14 protein-coding genes are annotated in these 16,298 nt (G+C 47.1%); 12 read left to right on the forward strand and 2 right to left on the reverse strand.

Going from position 1 to position 16,298, the window contains the following annotated elements:
* The first annotated feature begins 188 nt into the window (after nucleotides 1-188).
* From NST34_RS03285 to ilvA, 11 genes are all read left to right on the forward strand, one after another.
* A complete protein-coding gene (locus tag NST34_RS03285; protein WP_076286947.1) occupies nucleotides 189-1,079 on the forward strand; it encodes a phosphoribosylaminoimidazolesuccinocarboxamide synthase in 891 nt (296 codons plus the stop codon).
* A gap of 126 nt (nucleotides 1,080-1,205) precedes the next feature.
* Entirely contained in the window at nucleotides 1,206-1,451 is a 246-nt protein-coding gene (purS, locus tag NST34_RS03290; RefSeq protein WP_036680912.1) for a phosphoribosylformylglycinamidine synthase subunit PurS, read from the forward strand.
* A 5-nt stretch (nucleotides 1,452-1,456) separates the two neighbouring features.
* Complete coding sequence (gene purQ, locus NST34_RS03295) at nucleotides 1,457-2,146, forward strand: phosphoribosylformylglycinamidine synthase subunit PurQ (protein ID WP_042124034.1); 690 nt, start codon at nucleotides 1,457-1,459, stop codon at nucleotides 2,144-2,146.
* Entirely contained in the window at nucleotides 2,124-4,370 is a 2,247-nt protein-coding gene (purL, locus tag NST34_RS03300) for a phosphoribosylformylglycinamidine synthase subunit PurL (protein WP_341050385.1), read from the forward strand. Before purQ ends, purL begins: the two co-directional genes overlap by 23 nt.
* Nucleotides 4,355-5,851: an amidophosphoribosyltransferase gene (purF, locus tag NST34_RS03305; RefSeq protein WP_341126289.1), complete on the forward strand. Its 1,497-nt coding sequence runs from the start codon at nucleotides 4,355-4,357 to the stop codon at nucleotides 5,849-5,851. Before purL ends, purF begins: the two co-directional genes overlap by 16 nt.
* 371 nt (nucleotides 5,852-6,222) lie before the next feature.
* The gene (gene purM / locus NST34_RS03310) at nucleotides 6,223-7,263 is read left to right on the forward strand and encodes a phosphoribosylformylglycinamidine cyclo-ligase (protein WP_042184751.1); all 1,041 of its coding nucleotides are present in this window, start codon (nucleotides 6,223-6,225) and stop codon (nucleotides 7,261-7,263) included.
* On the forward strand, nucleotides 7,263-7,880 hold the full coding sequence (gene purN, locus NST34_RS03315; protein ID WP_341127120.1) for a phosphoribosylglycinamide formyltransferase: 618 nt from the start codon (nucleotides 7,263-7,265) through the stop codon (nucleotides 7,878-7,880). Before purM ends, purN begins: the two co-directional genes overlap by 1 nt.
* A gap of 162 nt (nucleotides 7,881-8,042) precedes the next feature.
* Entirely contained in the window at nucleotides 8,043-9,590 is a 1,548-nt protein-coding gene (gene purH / locus NST34_RS03320) for a bifunctional phosphoribosylaminoimidazolecarboxamide formyltransferase/IMP cyclohydrolase (RefSeq protein WP_076121669.1), read from the forward strand.
* Nucleotides 9,591-9,613: 23 nt separating this feature from the next.
* Nucleotides 9,614-10,879: a phosphoribosylamine--glycine ligase gene (gene purD / locus NST34_RS03325; protein WP_341127121.1), complete on the forward strand. Its 1,266-nt coding sequence runs from the start codon at nucleotides 9,614-9,616 to the stop codon at nucleotides 10,877-10,879.
* 286 nt (nucleotides 10,880-11,165) lie between these two features.
* Nucleotides 11,166-12,461 (forward strand): SEC-C metal-binding domain-containing protein, encoded by a 1,296-nt coding sequence (locus NST34_RS03330; RefSeq protein WP_076286939.1) that lies wholly within the window; start codon nucleotides 11,166-11,168, stop codon nucleotides 12,459-12,461.
* A 294-nt stretch (nucleotides 12,462-12,755) separates the two neighbouring features.
* Nucleotides 12,756-14,018: a threonine ammonia-lyase IlvA gene (gene ilvA, locus NST34_RS03335; RefSeq protein WP_042184762.1), complete on the forward strand. Its 1,263-nt coding sequence runs from the start codon at nucleotides 12,756-12,758 to the stop codon at nucleotides 14,016-14,018.
* An 86-nt stretch (nucleotides 14,019-14,104) separates the two neighbouring features.
* Here the strand turns inward: ilvA and NST34_RS03340 are convergent, their stop codons facing one another.
* Nucleotides 14,105-15,046, reverse strand: coding sequence for a hypothetical protein (locus tag NST34_RS03340; protein ID WP_341127122.1), 942 nt, complete (start codon nucleotides 15,044-15,046; stop codon nucleotides 14,105-14,107).
* Nucleotides 15,047-15,093: 47 nt separating this feature from the next.
* The gene (locus NST34_RS03345) at nucleotides 15,094-15,756 is read right to left on the reverse strand and encodes a DUF1129 family protein (protein WP_341127123.1); all 663 of its coding nucleotides are present in this window, start codon (nucleotides 15,754-15,756) and stop codon (nucleotides 15,094-15,096) included.
* A gap of 183 nt (nucleotides 15,757-15,939) precedes the next feature.
* On the opposite strand from NST34_RS03345, the gene NST34_RS03350 reads away from it, so the two are divergent.
* Nucleotides 15,940-16,143: a hypothetical protein gene (locus tag NST34_RS03350; RefSeq protein ID WP_042184766.1), complete on the forward strand. Its 204-nt coding sequence runs from the start codon at nucleotides 15,940-15,942 to the stop codon at nucleotides 16,141-16,143.
* Nucleotides 16,144-16,298 lie beyond the last annotated feature (155 nt).

Raw genomic sequence — 16,298 nt, forward strand, 5'->3', positions numbered from 1 at the left:
ACTGTAGAGGAAGTTTGGAACTGTAGAAGCGTAGCGTTCGCCTTTATCCTCGGATTTCTACCGCGAGAAGCGGTTCAAATCAAGAAATCTGAGGATAACAGCGATCGGAAGTCCAAACATTCCTCGGAAGTGCTTCCTCCTAGACCAGCCCAACTTAGGAAGATCATTAGTTCAAGGGAGGAAAGGTCATGACATCGTCGGCCGTATCCACAGCAGTGGAACTCATCAATGCGCCGCTGCTCTACAAAGGGAAGGTTCGTGAGCTATACGATTTAGGGGAGAATGTACTGATCGTCGTCACGGATCGGATATCTGCTTTTGACTATGTGCTGGACCCAGCGGTACCTGAAAAGGGCAATGTGCTTAACCGTCTGAGTGCGTTCTGGTTCGGAAAGACCAAAGAGCTAATGGAGAATCATGTCGTTCATATCGATGTGGATCTGCTCGGAGATATCGTTAAGGACAAGGAAGCTCTCAGAAACCGTGTTATGGTGGTACGCAAAGCAGAGCGCATCGATATCGAATGTGTTGTGCGTGGGTGCATCACCGGTGGGGGCTGGAGACAGTATCAAGAAACTGGCAAAGTGAATGGTATTGAGCTTCCTAAGAACTTGCGCAAAAATGCGCTGCTGGCACAGCCAATCTTTACCCCTGCGGCTAAAAATGATGTAGGTCATGATGAGGATATTCCTTTTGAAAAGATGCAGGAGTTAATCGGTGCTGATCTGGCACTCGAGCTGCAGGAGAAGAGCTTGCAATTGTTCTCTTTTGCCAGAGAGTATTGTGCTGAGCGGGGAATCATTCTTGCAGATTGCAAATTTGAATTCGGCTTGCTGGATGGCAAGGTGATTCTGATTGATGAGATTTTTACGCCGGATGCTTCACGTTTCTGGGCCAAGGACAAATACGCTCTTGATATCGAAATTGATAGTATGGATAAAGAACCTGTTCGTACGTATCTATCTGCATCCTCCTGGGATAAAAATAGCAAACCTGATCCACTTCCACTAGAAGTAGTTGAAGAAACAACGCGCCGTTATCTGGACATTTATCATCGTCTTACTGGCAAGTCTCTATAGCTCAACATTGTGTGTTTACTCATGGGAATAAATGAAGTGTATGTTTTTAAGCTAGAGTTACTTTTAGTAGAGTTTCAGCTTTCAGAAAGTATATACACATAAAAATTTAGGAGGAACTACAAGCATATGTTAAAAGCGACGGTATATGTCACCATTAAGAAGAGCGTTCTCGATCCACAAGGTGTAGCAGTGCAAGGAGCACTTCATTCGGTAGGTTTTCAAGAGGTTGAAAGTTTGCGTATTGGGAAATATATGGAGCTGACTTTGGACACGGACAACCGTGCTGAAGCAGAAGTGCGTCTCAAGGAAATGTGCGAAAAGCTACTTGCCAACACGGTGATCGAGGATTACCGCTACGAATTGGAGGACTAAACGACATGAAATTTGCTGTACTTGTCTTCCCAGGCTCTAACTGTGATATTGATTGCTACAAGGCGGTAGAGGACAGTCTCGGCGAACCAGTCGATTATGTGTGGCATACAGCGACAGATTTGTCGGCGTATGATTGCATCTTGGTTCCAGGCGGATTCTCATATGGTGATTACCTGCGCTGCGGCGCGATTTCAAGATTTGCTCCTGTAATGGCTGAAGTTGCTAAAGCAGCAGAGCAAGGGAAATTCGTGCTAGGCATTTGCAATGGGTTCCAAATTCTTACTGAGGCTGGTTTGTTGCCAGGCGCGCTGCGTCGTAACATGTCCATGAAGTTCCGTTGTCATGATACAGTGCTTAAGGTTGTTAATAACGAAACCCCATTTACTATTGATTATGCTAAGGATGAAGAAATCATCATCCCAATCGCTCACGGCGAAGGAAACTACTACTGTGATGAAGAGACTTTAGCAGAACTGAAAGCTAACAATCAGATTGTGTTCACATATAGCGATAATCCTAACGGCTCTGTAGCTGATATTGCAGGTGTTAGTAATGTGCAGGGGAATGTAGTCGGCATGATGCCTCACCCTGAGCGTGCAGCTAACAGCTTGCTCGGATCTGAAGATGGCAAACGAATGTTCACATCTATACTGAAGACTTGGAGGGATCGTCATGACGCAGCAAGTATCCGTTAAGGAACCGACCGCAGAACAGATCGCAGAGCAGAAAATTTACAGCCAATTCGGTGTGTCGGACAGCGAATATGAGCTCATCAAGTCTTTTATGGGACGTTTGCCGAATTATACTGAAATCGGCGTATTCAGCGTAATGTGGTCCGAACACTGTGCATACAAGAACTCTAAGCCATTGTTGAAACGTTTCCCAGTTACTGGACCACGTGTCCTGATGGGACCTGGCGAGGGCGCAGGGATTGTAGATATCGGAGACAACCAAGCGGTTGTATTCAAAATCGAAAGTCATAACCACCCCTCTGCGGTAGAACCTTTTCAAGGTGCGGCAACAGGCGTAGGTGGTATCATTCGTGATATTTTTTCCATGGGCTCAAGACCTATCGCACTGCTGAATTCCTTGCGTTTCGGCAAGCTGGAAAGCGATCGCGTGAAATATTTGTTCGAGCATGTGGTGTCGGGTATTGCTGGTTATGGTAACTGTATCGGGATTCCAACCGTGGGCGGCGAAATCATGTTCGATGATAGCTATGACGGTAACCCGCTTGTTAACGCAATGTGTGTTGGTCTGATTGATCATGATAAAATCCAGCGCGGTGTCGCTAAAGGTGTAGGGAACCCAGTCTTCTACGTAGGTCCTCCTACTGGACGTGATGGGATTCATGGGGCTACTTTTGCATCCGTTGAACTAAGTGAAGAGTCAGAAGCTAAACGTACAGCTGTACAAGTAGGCGATCCATTTATGGAGAAGCTCGTTATGGAATCTTGTCTAGAGTTAATCGACAGCGGCATTGTTATTGGGATTCAGGATATGGGTGCGGCTGGACTTACCTGCTCTAGTGCAGAGATGGCAAGTAAAGCTGGTAATGGTTTGGAGTTGTATCTTGATCAGGTGCCACAACGTGAAGACGGCATGACCCCTTATGAAATGATGCTTTCGGAATCGCAAGAACGGATGTTGTTCGTAGTAGAACCGAAGGATGAAGCTCAGGCGCAAGAGATTTTTGATCGCTGGGGTGTAATCTGCTGTAAGGTAGGTAAAGTTACGGATGACGGTCGTTTGAAGCTCTACCATCACGGTGAGGTTGTTGGTGACATGCCAGTAACAGCGCTTGTTGATGAGTGTCCAGTCTATAACAAACCATCTGAGGTTCCTGCTTATTATGTAGAAAATGAATCGGTAGATACGCTTCGTTACGCAGAAGTTACAGATCTAGGCGGCGCACTTCGTACTGTTCTTGGATCTCCAACCGTAGCAAGCAAAGCTTGGGTATACAACCAATATGATTACATGGTTCGGACTAGTACGGCTGTTCGACCTGGATCTGATGCGGCTGTAGTTACCATTCATGGTACACGTAAAGGACTTGCGATGACCACGGACTGTAACGGGCGTTATGTTTATCTTGATCCTGAAGTGGGTGGACGGATTGCAGTCAGCGAAGCGGCTCGTAACATCGTTTGTTCGGGTGCTGAACCGCTTGCTATTACCGATAACCTAAACTTCGGAAACCCTGAGAAACCTGATGTGTTCTGGCAAATGGAGCGTGCGGTTGATGGTATGGCTGAAGCTTGTCGTGTGCTGGATACTCCGGTTATCGGCGGGAATGTCAGTCTTTATAACGAAAATACGACGGGATCCATCTACCCAACACCGGTTGTCGGCATGGTTGGTTTAGTAACGGATACGGATCATATTACGACTCAAGGCTTCAAACAAGAAGGAGATTCCATTCTTCTGCTAGGCGTAACAAAAGCTGAGCTTGGTGGTAGTGAATTTCAATATGCTGTTCATGGTGTAACCGAAGGCCGTCCTCCAGCTTTGGATTTGGCTACTGAGAAAACACTGCTGAGCGCAGTGCTTACCTCGATTCGCGGCGGCCTGGTGCGTTCGGCACATGACTTGTCCGAAGGCGGCCTTGCTGTAGCACTTGCAGAAAGCTGTATCAGTGGCGGTGTTGGTGCGAACGTTGAACTTTCTGCTAATGGACTTAGATCCGATGTAGCTTTGTTCAGTGAGAGCCAATCACGTATCGTGCTGACGGCAGCGCCTGAGCGTGCGGAAGAGCTGAAAGCAGCGATTGCTGCCAGCGGCGTTCCAGTGGAAATCATTGGAACTGTAGGTGGAGACAGACTGCGCGTAAATCTGGACGGTGCATCCGTATTAGATGAAGCTGTAGCAGAATTGAAATTCGTTTGGGAGGATGCTATTCCATGTCTTATGAAATAAAGACCGGGAAAGAGCAGGAGACTCCTATCCTGTGGACTGGTGACTTTTACAATGAAGGAACGGGCTCGGGAGATATTTTTGACACATTAAAAGAAGAATGCGGCGTTTTCGGGGTCTTCGGACACCCGGAAGCGGCGTCCATGTCTTATTACGGCTTGCACGCCTTACAGCACCGTGGGGAAGAAAGTGCGGGCATCTGCGTAGCAGATGGTCGTGATTTCAACTATCACCGCGGGATGGGGTTAGTAAAAGAAGTATTCGACAAGGACAAAATTGCCTCACTGGTTGGAGACATGTCCATCGGGCATGTACGTTATTCCACCAGCGGAGACAGCCGCTTAACCAATGCACAGCCGCTCGTATTCAAATATCGTGACGGTGATTTGGCGATTGCTACGAACGGTAACATAGTAAATGAACCGTTGATTCGTAAACAGCTTGAGCAAAGCGGATCAATCTTCCAAACCACAAGTGATACAGAAGTGCTGGCGCATCTGATTGCGCGTTCGTCTAAGGATTTTGTTGAAGCGGCTAAGGATGCGCTAAAACAACTGGTTGGCGGATTTGCTTTTCTGCTTATGACGAATGACAAATTAATTGTCGCTTCGGATTCCCATGGTTTGCGTCCGCTTGTAATGGGACGGATCGGCGACGCCTATATTTTTGCTTCCGAATCTTGCGCTCTAGAAGTCATCGGAGCGCAGCTGGTTCGCGATATCGAACCTGGCGAACTGCTCGTGCTTGATAAAAATGGCCTGTTAGAGGACCGTTTTACCGAGCCAAAACGTAAAGCGCTATGCGCGATGGAGTATATTTACTTCTCTCGCCCAGACAGTGATATGAATGGCGCTAACCTGCACACCGCCCGTAAGCGGATGGGTAGCCGAATGGCATTAGAAGCTTTCGTAGATGCTGACCTCGTAACTGGTGTACCGGATTCAAGTATCTCGGCAGCGATTGGATTTGCGGAACAGACGGGCATTCCTTATGAGCTTGGGCTCATCAAGAATAAGTATACAGGCCGGACCTTTATCCAGCCGAGCCAAGAGCTGCGTGAGCAAGGTGTGAAAATGAAGCTAAGCGCCGTGCGCAGTGTGGTCGATGGCAAACGTGTTGTCATGATCGATGATTCCATCGTGCGTGGAACAACTTCACGGCGTATCGTCAATTTGCTCCGCGAAGCGGGAGCCGTAGAGGTTCATGTGCGGATTACATCGCCGCCCTTCAAGAATCCTTGCTTCTACGGCATTGATACCCCAGACCGCCGCGATCTCATCGCGTCGTACAAGTCCATTGCGGAAATGTGCGAAGAGATTAATGCCGATTCCTTGGCATTCTTGTCACCGGAGGGCTTAATCACTTCCATTGGTGGTCACAACAAAGATGATTACAAAGGCGGGCTATGCCTTTCCTGCTTCGATAATGATTACCCGACGCAGGTTGATTTTGGCGGGGAAGAGAAAGACGGCTGCAGCTGCTAGCGTAGGGTTTTAGCCCTCCGTCTGCATGCTACCGCCGAGACTGGCTTGCCAAGATCGGCGCTTCGCTTAAGGAGGTGCATGGCGCAGCTCATGCACCGAGGTCTTGAGGTCCGTGCGCAAGGCGCGCACTGCGGCTTGCAGTAGGGGAAACCTGGTGGTTAGAGGGAGTTATGGAGAGGAAGTTTGGAACTGTAGAAGCGTAGCGTTCGCCTTTATGTTTGGATTTCTACCGCGATGAGCGGTTAAATCAGGAAATCCAAACATAACAGCGATCGGAAGTCCAAACATTCCTCGGAATAACTCCAATAACCACCACTGGTCCCGAATGCGCCCAAACGCGCTCTAAACTATTAAAAGATGAGGTGTCCCAAGTGTCGGAAGCTTATAAAAACGCCGGAGTGGATATTGCGGCTGGTAACGAAGCGGTAGAACGCATGAAAAAGCACGTAAAACGTACTTACCGTCCAGAAGTAATGACGGATCTTGGTGGGTTCGGAGCGCTGTTTGGCCTCAATAAAGATAAATATGAAGAGCCAGTGCTCGTATCGGGAACTGATGGTGTAGGCACGAAGCTTAAGATCGCGTTCGCTGCGGATCGCCATGACACGATTGGGATCGACGCTGTAGCTATGTGCGTGAACGACATTGTAGTGCAAGGTGCGGAGCCGCTATTTTTCCTCGATTATCTGGCTTGCGACAAAGTCGTACCGGAGAAAATCGAAGCGATCGTAGCAGGAATCGCAGAGGGCTGTCACCAAGCAGGTTGTGCGCTGATTGGCGGCGAAACGGCTGAAATGCCGGGCATGTATTCAGCGGGTGAGTATGATATCGCTGGATTCACAGTTGGCGTTGCTGACAAAGCGAAGCTGGTAACAGGCGCTAACATCGCTGCTGGAGACACAGTGATTGGTTTAGCTTCTAGCGGCGTGCACAGCAACGGCTTCTCACTGGTGCGTAAGCTTTTGCTTGAGGAAGATGGCTATGGCCTGAATGATGTGCTTCCGGAGCTTGGAGCTCCGCTTGTGGATGTACTTCTTGCACCAACTAAGATTTATGTGAAGCCTTTGCTGGCGCTCTTGGAGCAGCTTCCGGTGAAAGGGATGGCACATATTACGGGTGGCGGATTCATCGAGAATATCCCGCGCGTATTGCCTGACGGTGTAGATGTGGAGATTAATTACGGATCGTGGCCGATTCTGCCGATCTTCGGATTGATGCAGAACAAAGGAAACGTAAGCAACCGTGATATGTTTACTACTTTTAATATGGGAATTGGACTTGTTCTGGTAGTAAGTAGCGCTGATGGAGAACATGCTCTTGAACTGCTCAAAGCGAGCGGAGAAGAGGCTTTTATCATTGGTAAAGTGACAGAAGGGGAACGCAAAGTAACCTTTACTGGAGCTGAAGTGTGATGCAATGGAGTCGAATCGCTGTTTTTGCTTCTGGGCAAGGCAGTAATTTTGCTGCACTGATCGATGCACAGAGAGCAGGCTTGCTTGGTGATGGCAATATTGAGTTGCTTGTATCCGACAAGCCAGAGGCACCTGTAGCTAAGCGAGCGGAGGATGCGGGCATTCCCTCCCTCTTGCTGCGGCCAAAAGACTTCGCCAGCCGTGAACTCTACGAAGCAGAGATTGTAGCAGAGCTTCAGCGGCGTGAAATCGGGCTGATTGTGCTGGCAGGATACATGCGTCTTATTACGCCAGTGCTTTTAACGCCGTATGATGGACGAATTATTAACATTCATCCATCGCTGCTGCCTGCTTTTGCAGGAAAAGATGCAATCGGACAAGCGCTGGATTATGGCGTGAAGCTGACGGGTGTTACTGTGCATTTTGTCGATGGAGGTATGGATACCGGGCCTGTTATTGCTCAGCGCAGCGTAGTTGTGCAAGATAACGACACGGCCGATTCATTGGCAGAACGTATTCATAAGGTTGAGTATGAGCTGTATCCCGAAGTGGTTGGCGCTTTTGCCAGCGGGAAAGTGGAACTGAGTGGAAGAAAGACGATTATCCGCGAAAAGTAAGCTGCACCGCAGCCATTCGAAGTTTTGGATCGACATTTGGTGACAGACCGAGATGTTTCAGGGTATTTCTCGGGAAATATTGCATAAGCGGCGTTATGTGTCGCGTTGTGGGTTTTCTTCATATTAAATCGGCACGTACAACCTGAAGGAGGACTATTCAAAGTGAGTATCAAAAGAGCGCTAGTCAGCGTATCGGATAAACAAGGTATCGTGGATTTTTGCCGCGAGTTGTCTGCATTAGGCGTAGAAATTATCTCTACAGGTGGAACAAGCACGCTTTTGGCTAAAGAAGGTGTTCCAGTTATCGGAATTTCCGATGTGACAGGATTCCCAGAAATCATGGACGGACGTGTCAAAACCTTGCACCCTGCTGTACACAGTGGATTGCTTGCGGTTCGTGATAACGAGGAACACACGCGTCAAATGAAGGAGCTTGGTCTGGATTACATCGATCTGGTTGTTGTGAATCTGTATCCGTTCGCGGAAACGATCGCAAAACCTGACGTATCCTACGAGGAAGCCATCGAGAATATCGATATCGGCGGACCTACGATGCTGCGTTCTGCGGCGAAGAACCATGCTTTTGTGAGTGTAGTGGTGGATGCTAATGACTACGCTACTGTACTTGAAGAGGTTCGCGCAGGTGGAGATACAACGCTAGAAACACGCAAACGTCTTGCGGCAAAAGTGTTCCGTCATACGGCGGCTTACGATGCCTTGATTTCCGATTATTTGGCTAACGTTACTGGCGAGCCTCTGCCAGAGCGCTACACCGTGACTTATGAGAAAATTCAGGATCTGCGTTATGGCGAGAATCCGCATCAAAAAGCGGCGTTCTATCGCAAGCCATTGGCGGCACTGGATACACTCACTGCGGCTGAACAATTGCACGGCAAAGAGTTGTCTTATAACAATATCAACGATGCTAACGCAGCACTACAAATCGTGAAAGAATTTGAAGAGCCTGCTGTCGTAGCGGTTAAACATATGAACCCTTGTGGTGTAGGTGTGGGTGAAAGTGTATACGAAGCTTATCAAAAAGCTTACAACGCGGATCCAACTTCTATCTTTGGTGGGATTGTAGCAGCAAACCGCATTATTGATGCAGACACAGCGAACCTGCTGAAAGATATTTTCCTCGAAATCGTGTTGGCACCAGGCTTTACGGAAGAAGCACTGGAAATCCTTACGAAGAAAAAGAATCTCCGTTTGCTCAAAATCGGTAACCTTAGTACGGCTAGTGCGCGTAAGAGCAGCTTTGTAGTTACCTCTATTGATGGAGGAATGGTTGTACAGGAGAGCGATGTGCACTCTGTGAACCCAGATGATCTACAAGTCGTTACGGACCGTAAACCAACCGAGGAAGAATTGAAACAATTGTTGTTCGGATGGAAAGTAGTAAAGCATGTGAAATCTAATGCGATTGTGCTGGCTGCTGATGATATGACCGTTGGCGTAGGTGCAGGACAGATGAATCGCGTTGGTGCAGCTAAAATTGCAATCGAACAAGCTGGTGAAAAATCTAAGGGAGCCGTACTCGCTTCCGACGCGTTCTTCCCAATGGGCGATACGCTTGAAATGGCAGCAAAAGCAGGAATCACTGCAGTGATTCAGCCAGGCGGCTCCATTAAAGACGAAGAGTCAATTAAGGTCGCTAATGAGTATGGTATTGCTATGGTCTTCACAGGCGTTCGTCATTTCAAACACTAGAGCACTGGGAGGATCATATTCGGATGGATATTTTAGTGGTTGGCGGCGGCGGCCGGGAACATGCGATGATTTGGAGTCTATCCCAAAGCCCCAAGGCAGGTAAAATCTATTGCGCACCCGGCAACGCCGGGATTGCGCAGTTAGCCGAATGTGTGCCGATCGGAGTATTTGAGTTCGATCGTCTGACGGCTTTTGCGAAAGAGAAGGAAATAGGTCTTGTTGTAATCGGTCCAGATGATCCACTCGCTGCTGGGATTGTGGATGCTTTTGAAGCACAGGATATTCCTGTGTTTGGCCCACGCAAGAATGCGGCGGAGATCGAAGGCAGCAAAACCTTTATGAAGGATCTTTTGCATAAATATAATATTCCGACAGCAGCCTATGAGAAGTTCGACGACTATGAAGCTGCGCTAACTTATTTGCGGGAACAGCCGCTTCCGATCGTAATCAAGGCAGATGGTCTGGCTGCAGGAAAAGGCGTGACGGTTGCTTATTCGTTGGAAGAAGCAGAGCAAGCGCTTGCTGATATTATGGTCACTAAGGTATTCGGTGAGGCAGGCGCTCAGGTTGTTATTGAGGAATTTCTAGCTGGACAGGAAATGTCGATTCTGGCTTTTGTCGATGGAGAGACGGTACGTCCTATGGCTGCTGCCCAGGATCATAAGCCCGTATTTGATGGGGATAAAGGTCCTAATACCGGCGGAATGGGTACCTATTCGCCTTTACCACATATTGATGAGGCTATTATCCAAGAAGCGATCGAGACCATCATTAAGCCGACGGCAAAAGCTATGGTGGACGAAGGTCGTCCCTTTAGCGGTGTACTATTTGCGGGACTGATGATTTCTCCTGAGGGTAAACCAAAGACGATTGAGTTTAATGCTCGTTTCGGTGATCCTGAGACTCAGGTCGTGTTGCCTAGACTCAAGAGCGACTTGCTAGAAATCTTTCTGGCGGTCACAGAGGGCAGACTTGCAGATATCGACATTGAATGGAGCGACGAAGCGGCTGTATGCGTAGTTCTCGCTTCGGGAGGATATCCAGGCCCTTATCCAAAGGGTGTACCGATTGAAGGTCTTGAAGACAGCCAAGGAGGGCTGATCTTCCATGCTGGTACGGCGCGTGGTGAAGACGGAAGCTGGGTGACGAATGGTGGCCGGGTGCTAGGCGTGGTAGGCCTAGGTGCTACGATTGCTGAAGCTCGTGTTGCAGCTTACGCTAGAGCCGAAGGAATTTCTTTTTCCGGAAAACAAAGCCGCAGCGACATCGCTATGAAAGCTTTGGTATAAGGATAAAGAACTGTATCTAGCATTTTTTGCGCTTAAAGTCCTAAAAAAGGACTGACAAGTGATAGAAGAAGTGCTATAATACTACACGTACGGGGGAAAATGTGCGGATATATACAGATAAGGGTCTTTCCGATCATGGGAAGGCCCTTTTAAATCGGAGTCCTTCAGACTTTGTGAAGTAACCTTATAAAGGATGCCTCGTGCCTGGAAATGATGATACTTATAGTGCATACTAGCGATACGCTTATGGCGAATGGCTACTCACAGATTTAAGGAGGAATTCGTTTTGAGTAAGATTGGAAGAAATGATATGTGTCCTTGCGGAAGCGGGAAAAAATATAAGAAATGCTGCCTTGGTAAAGAAACTTCTGCAGTAGAGTCCATCATGCAACTTGTAAACAAGGAAGAAGCGGCAGCTAGCGAGACTGTGGCTGAGAAACAGGAGCCCGTAGCACAACCTGAAGTGAAGCTAACTCTTGCTACGCTCAGAAAAAAAGTGTCACGTGATCTGAATTGGGAGCATCCAGCACATGAACAACTGGCGCTGCACCTTATTGAGAGCATGAGAGAAAGCTATGATAGAGAGCTTATTTGGGAAGCTCTAGTTCTGTGGAATGGTTATTCCCGTAAGACTAAGCCTGCTGTGAAGAAAATGGGCTCTTTCTGCGCGGCGATCGAATTTATTTTGTCTGAGGAATATGGCTTCTCCCTAACACAAGCGGATCTTGCTACCAAACATGAGGTTACTACGCCTACCATCTCTAGAAAAGTCAAAGAGATGCTCAATTACATTGAGGAATACGGCATGGGTGGTGCGGAAGAAGAATTACTTTTGCTGAATATCTCAGGCAGTCCGAAGGATCAGGAGCAAGCACTATTACAAAAGGCTATGCAAACCAATTCATCCAACCGCCGGATACAGTTAGCTGAAGCCGCATTAGAGGTTTATCCGGACAGTCCGGATGCGTATCTCATTTTGGCTGAGGAAGCAGAGAATGAAGCAGATGCTCGTGCTTTTCTAAAAGCAGGGATGGATGCAGGTGAACGTGAGCTTGGAGAAGCCTTTTTCGCTGAGAACAAAGGACATTTCTGGGACCTCCACGAGACTCGTCCATACATTCGAATTTGCAAAAGCTACGCCGATTCTTGTTGGTTTAGCGGAAATGCAGAAGAAGCACAAAAAGTACTTGAGCACATTTTAGAGCTGAATCCTGAAGATAACACAGGTGCGCGTTACCTTTTAACGGCTGCGTATCTCTACACCAACAAGCTCAAGAAGACAGAAAAGGTGCTGGAAAAGTTCGGCAATGATGCAGCGGCGACAGTAGCTTACGACCGGATGGTCTTAGAATATAAGAAGAATGGGATTACTTCCCAACTGAAAATGTTGTACCGCGTAGCGCGGAATGTGAACAAGCATGTGCCGGATTATTTGTTAGGGATCAAAAGATTGCCGCATAACCTTCCGGATTTTGTGGGAATGGGCGACGCTAATGAAGCTATCGAATATGTTATTGTACACTCGCGTTTGTGGACAAGCCTACCTGATCTGCTGAAGTGGATGCTGAAGCAACAGGATTAGTAGAATTCAGATCTTGGACGGACATGAACTTAAAGAGGCTATGGGAGATTCCTGTAGTCTCTTTTTTTAAAATATAAGAATTTATTTGTTTCACGTTATAAATTACCTTATATTTCTCGCATAAACGCTTACCGTCCTTTTAGGGACGATGAAGGCGTTTTTGCATGTATAAGAAAGTATAAGATTTGCATCAATAATTGTATTGCATACAGCGGACAATGCTTGAAAAAATGTCTTTGGGAGAGTATGTTTACAAGAAGTAGAATGAATAGATGATAGTGAGGCGAGAGGGTTATGAGAGAAGAGGAAGACCGAATCGTAGGAATGGAAGATATCGTACGGGCTCATCACGTACTGCGGGAGGTCATCATCCGGACTCCACTACAGCGTGACGCCGTACTATCGGCCAAGTATGATTGCGATGTATATTTGAAGCGCGAAGATTTGCAGATTGTCCGTTCTTTTAAAATCCGCGGAGCTTATAATATGATTCGTAGTCTATCCGCAGAAGATAGAGCCAAAGGTATTGTCTGCGCGAGTGCAGGAAATCACGCACAAGGTGTAGCCTATTCCTGTAAGGCACTTGGAATTAAGGGCAAGGTCTATATGCCAAGCACAACACCTAATCAGAAGGTCAAACAAGTACGGCGGTTCGGTGGCGAGTTTGTTGAGGTCATTCTGAAGGGCGATACCTTCGATGATGCTTATGATGAAGCGCTGCAAGCTTGTATAGACCATGGTATGACGTTGATCCACCCGTTTGATGAGCCGAGAATTATTGCAGGCAATGGAACGATAGCGATGGAAGTGATGGAGAACCTGGATCACCCTGCGGATTTTATGTTCGTAACGATTGGTGGGGGCGGTTTGGCAGCAGGAATAGCCACTTATGTGAAGACGGTGAGTCCATCTACTAAGTTGATTGGTGTGGAACCGCTTGGTGCTGCTTCAATGACTGAAGCGATCAAGCTTGGAGAAGTGGTAACGCTAAAAGAAATTAACAAGTTCGTGGACGGAGCGGCTGTAAAGCGCGTTGGCGGACTGACTTATGATATTTGTTCCCGGCATCTGGATGACATCGTGATGGTACCTGAAGGCAAGGCTTGTACCACCATTCTGGAGCTGTATAACGAGAATGCTATAGTGGTTGAGCCAGCGGGATCCTTACCTATCGCAGCACTTGATCAGTACCGTGATCAAATCCGCGGGAAGACGGTCGTCTGTATCATTAGTGGGGGTAACAACGATATTGACCGTATGCAGGAGATCAAAGAGCGGTCACTGATTTACGAAGGCTTAAAGCACTACTTCATGGTGAACTTCCCACAACGGGCAGGTGCCCTGCGTGAGTTCTTGGACGAAATTCTCGGTCCAGAGGATGACATTACCCGTTTCGAGTACATCAAGAAGCATGATAAAGAGAATGGTCCCGCGCTTGTAGGCATAGAGCTATTGTCCATTGAAGCTTATGAACCACTTATCGAACGGATGCAGCAGAAGGGTGTAGATTATGTAGAAATCAATAAGGATTCCAATCTCTTTAACATCCTTATTTAATTTCTTTCATCACTTTAATCATTTCGTTAATGAACATAGAAAGGCCCGTCCCAGAATGAATGGGGACGGGCCTTTTGTATATCATACTAGAGAGGTAATTCAGTCTTACGGTATTGTTCGACTTCATCTGTTAGTTTATAATCTTTGTCCTTCATCAATTTCATGAAGCCATCTAGTTTCTGCAGGAATGGGCTGTTGTCTTTATTCTTGGTGAGAATGCTAGAGTAGGCTTTCTGCGCCTCCAAGTCCATTTCAAGATTGTCATAATGGAAAAGGGGCGTGTTATTCTGGCCGTAAAACGTATTGTTAACATAGATAGAATATAAGGATTTCACGGCTGAAATTCGGTTCGATTTCGGATGATTTTGAATAAATTGCTCTTGAGACAGTGCTCGTGCAGCTACATCGGTCCAACCAATGACCAGCCCGTTATCCTTGGAGGAGGGCAGATCAGACTCCGTAGCCATAATGGATAGATACGCGCTGATATCATCAGTGACATAAAGCTTATATTTGCGGTAAGCCTCATAATCGATCACCGGGAAAAAAGTGCCTTCCGCGGTCTCCAGTTTATATCCATTTTCGCTGGCACTCTTCAGCAGTGTGCGCAGAGTGAGATCTTCTGTGGCATCAGCAAGGGTCTTCATACTAGCGCCAGCCTTATAGATAGTAGTGAGCTTCCGCTGGACATTGCTGGTACTGAATTTGCTCTCCCACGCCGGAAGCGCCGCCTTGTGCAAATTCTCAAGCTTCAGTGTCATTATCGTGGCACGATACGAACCTACCGCATACATATTGGCGTTCAAATATTTAATAGCTTCGGGTAACTTGTTAGAGGAAGACAACAGCGGCAATGCTGCTTTATAGATAGCCTCCGCATGATTATTGTTTGCTGTCAAAGCATTTGCCTTAGTGCCTCCCACAGGAGGGCTGGCAGCGCCTTCAGCTTGAATCGTTCCTATAGGTACCGCGCCTAGTCCCAATGTTACTGCTAGAACAGAATAGAGAATATATTGCTTCTTATTCATGAAAGTTCCCCCTGTCTATCGGATGAAATATGGGTGGAGCATGACTTTTATTTTCTAAAAAATATAAACTTTAGTCCAATTGCCCCAATCAGGGAAACAATTAAGCTTACCCACGGGGATAAAGTAATGACCGGAAACAATCGGTCGAAGTACAAGCCAATGAATACGGCAACTACGGCGATTCCGATATAGACGCCAAGGCCCTTGATATCAAAGGGCTTGGCTTTAGGTGCATCCCCCTCAGACAAGGAGGTTAACCATTTCATAATAAGTTCGATCAAGATAATGGAACCTGCCCCAACAGCGAAGAGGGTGAAGAGGCTAATCTCTCCGAACATCCCAGGTGATCCGTTAGTCCATTGCAAGAAGAGTCCACCTATAGCAAAGATCCCGAACAAACAGGTTAGAGCCGCGCAGGGAATCATCAAGTAATAGTTCCATTTGCTGCGTGCTGAGCGTGTGGGAACGCTGTCTATGATCTCTTTAAAATAATCATCCGGATTCTCGCCAAACACCTGTTTAGCGTTTTTACCTTTTTTTTGTTCTTTCAGAAGCAGCTTGGCTGCACCCAGTAAAAGTTCTTCAGCGTGGAGAGCCTCTACCCTACTGGCCCGCATCGTCAGGATCATATCTTCAAAATAGGATCGATTGAAAGGCGTCATCTGCTCGCGCAGGGCGTTATTTTCCTTAATCATATCTTTCACTTTCATAATAGGGATGTAAACCTCCAGTAGTGTTAATCGGTATAGTCTTTAACCTAGAGTATACGTTTGCCTGACAGGTCAGCGCAAGGACAAGCATTTCTATTTTCCTATGCATAATCCTTTTATAAGAGTGAACACTGATAATGTTGTTGCTTGATCAATATAGCTTTGGGAAAGGTTGGGAGCTTTATGGAACATGAGAACAAGAAAGAACAGGACAGTGTCATGGGCAACGGTTTCGAGCCTACGCCCAATCATTCAATGGGGGATTGGGGCGGCTCTGATGGATTCAGCATGTGGAATTCCACAGAAGAACCAGCAACAGAGGGCGCGCTTAAGGATTGGGAAGGCAGTCAAGAAACCCATGAGATGTTTAACGACAGCTATGATTGATTGACGGCCCTGGAAGCTCATCATGCGATTGAAAAACAGCCAGTCTCCATTATATTAGAGACTGGCTGTTTGACGTTCCGGTTTATACTCCGAATTTGTTCTTGCAAATTACTAAGATCTGTCCCGTTTCTGTTGACAATATGAACGATATCTTT

The sequence above is a fragment of the Paenibacillus sp. FSL H7-0714 genome (assembly GCF_038003765.1).
GTDB lineage: Bacteria > Bacillota > Bacilli > Paenibacillales > Paenibacillaceae > Paenibacillus_AQ.

Excerpts from the sequence above, each read along its gene's own strand:
- NST34_RS03350 (WP_042184766.1), top strand. The coding sequence starts at position 15,940 with ATGGAACATGAGAACAAGAAAGAACAGGACAGTGTCATGGGCAACGGT.
- purS (WP_036680912.1), top strand. The coding sequence starts at position 1,206 with ATGTTAAAAGCGACGGTATATGTCACCATTAAGAAGAGCGTTCTCGAT.
- NST34_RS03345 (WP_341127123.1), bottom strand. The coding sequence starts at position 15,756 with ATGAAAGTGAAAGATATGATTAAGGAAAATAACGCCCTGCGCGAGCAG.
- purQ (WP_042124034.1), top strand. The coding sequence starts at position 1,457 with ATGAAATTTGCTGTACTTGTCTTCCCAGGCTCTAACTGTGATATTGAT.
- NST34_RS03285 (WP_076286947.1), top strand. The coding sequence starts at position 189 with ATGACATCGTCGGCCGTATCCACAGCAGTGGAACTCATCAATGCGCCG.
- ilvA (WP_042184762.1), top strand. The coding sequence starts at position 12,756 with ATGAGAGAAGAGGAAGACCGAATCGTAGGAATGGAAGATATCGTACGG.
- purD (WP_341127121.1), top strand. The coding sequence starts at position 9,614 with ATGGATATTTTAGTGGTTGGCGGCGGCGGCCGGGAACATGCGATGATT.
- purF (WP_341126289.1), top strand. The coding sequence starts at position 4,355 with ATGTCTTATGAAATAAAGACCGGGAAAGAGCAGGAGACTCCTATCCTG.
- purN (WP_341127120.1), top strand. The coding sequence starts at position 7,263 with ATGCAATGGAGTCGAATCGCTGTTTTTGCTTCTGGGCAAGGCAGTAAT.
- purL (WP_341050385.1), top strand. The coding sequence starts at position 2,124 with ATGACGCAGCAAGTATCCGTTAAGGAACCGACCGCAGAACAGATCGCA.
- NST34_RS03340 (WP_341127122.1), bottom strand. The coding sequence starts at position 15,046 with ATGAATAAGAAGCAATATATTCTCTATTCTGTTCTAGCAGTAACATTG.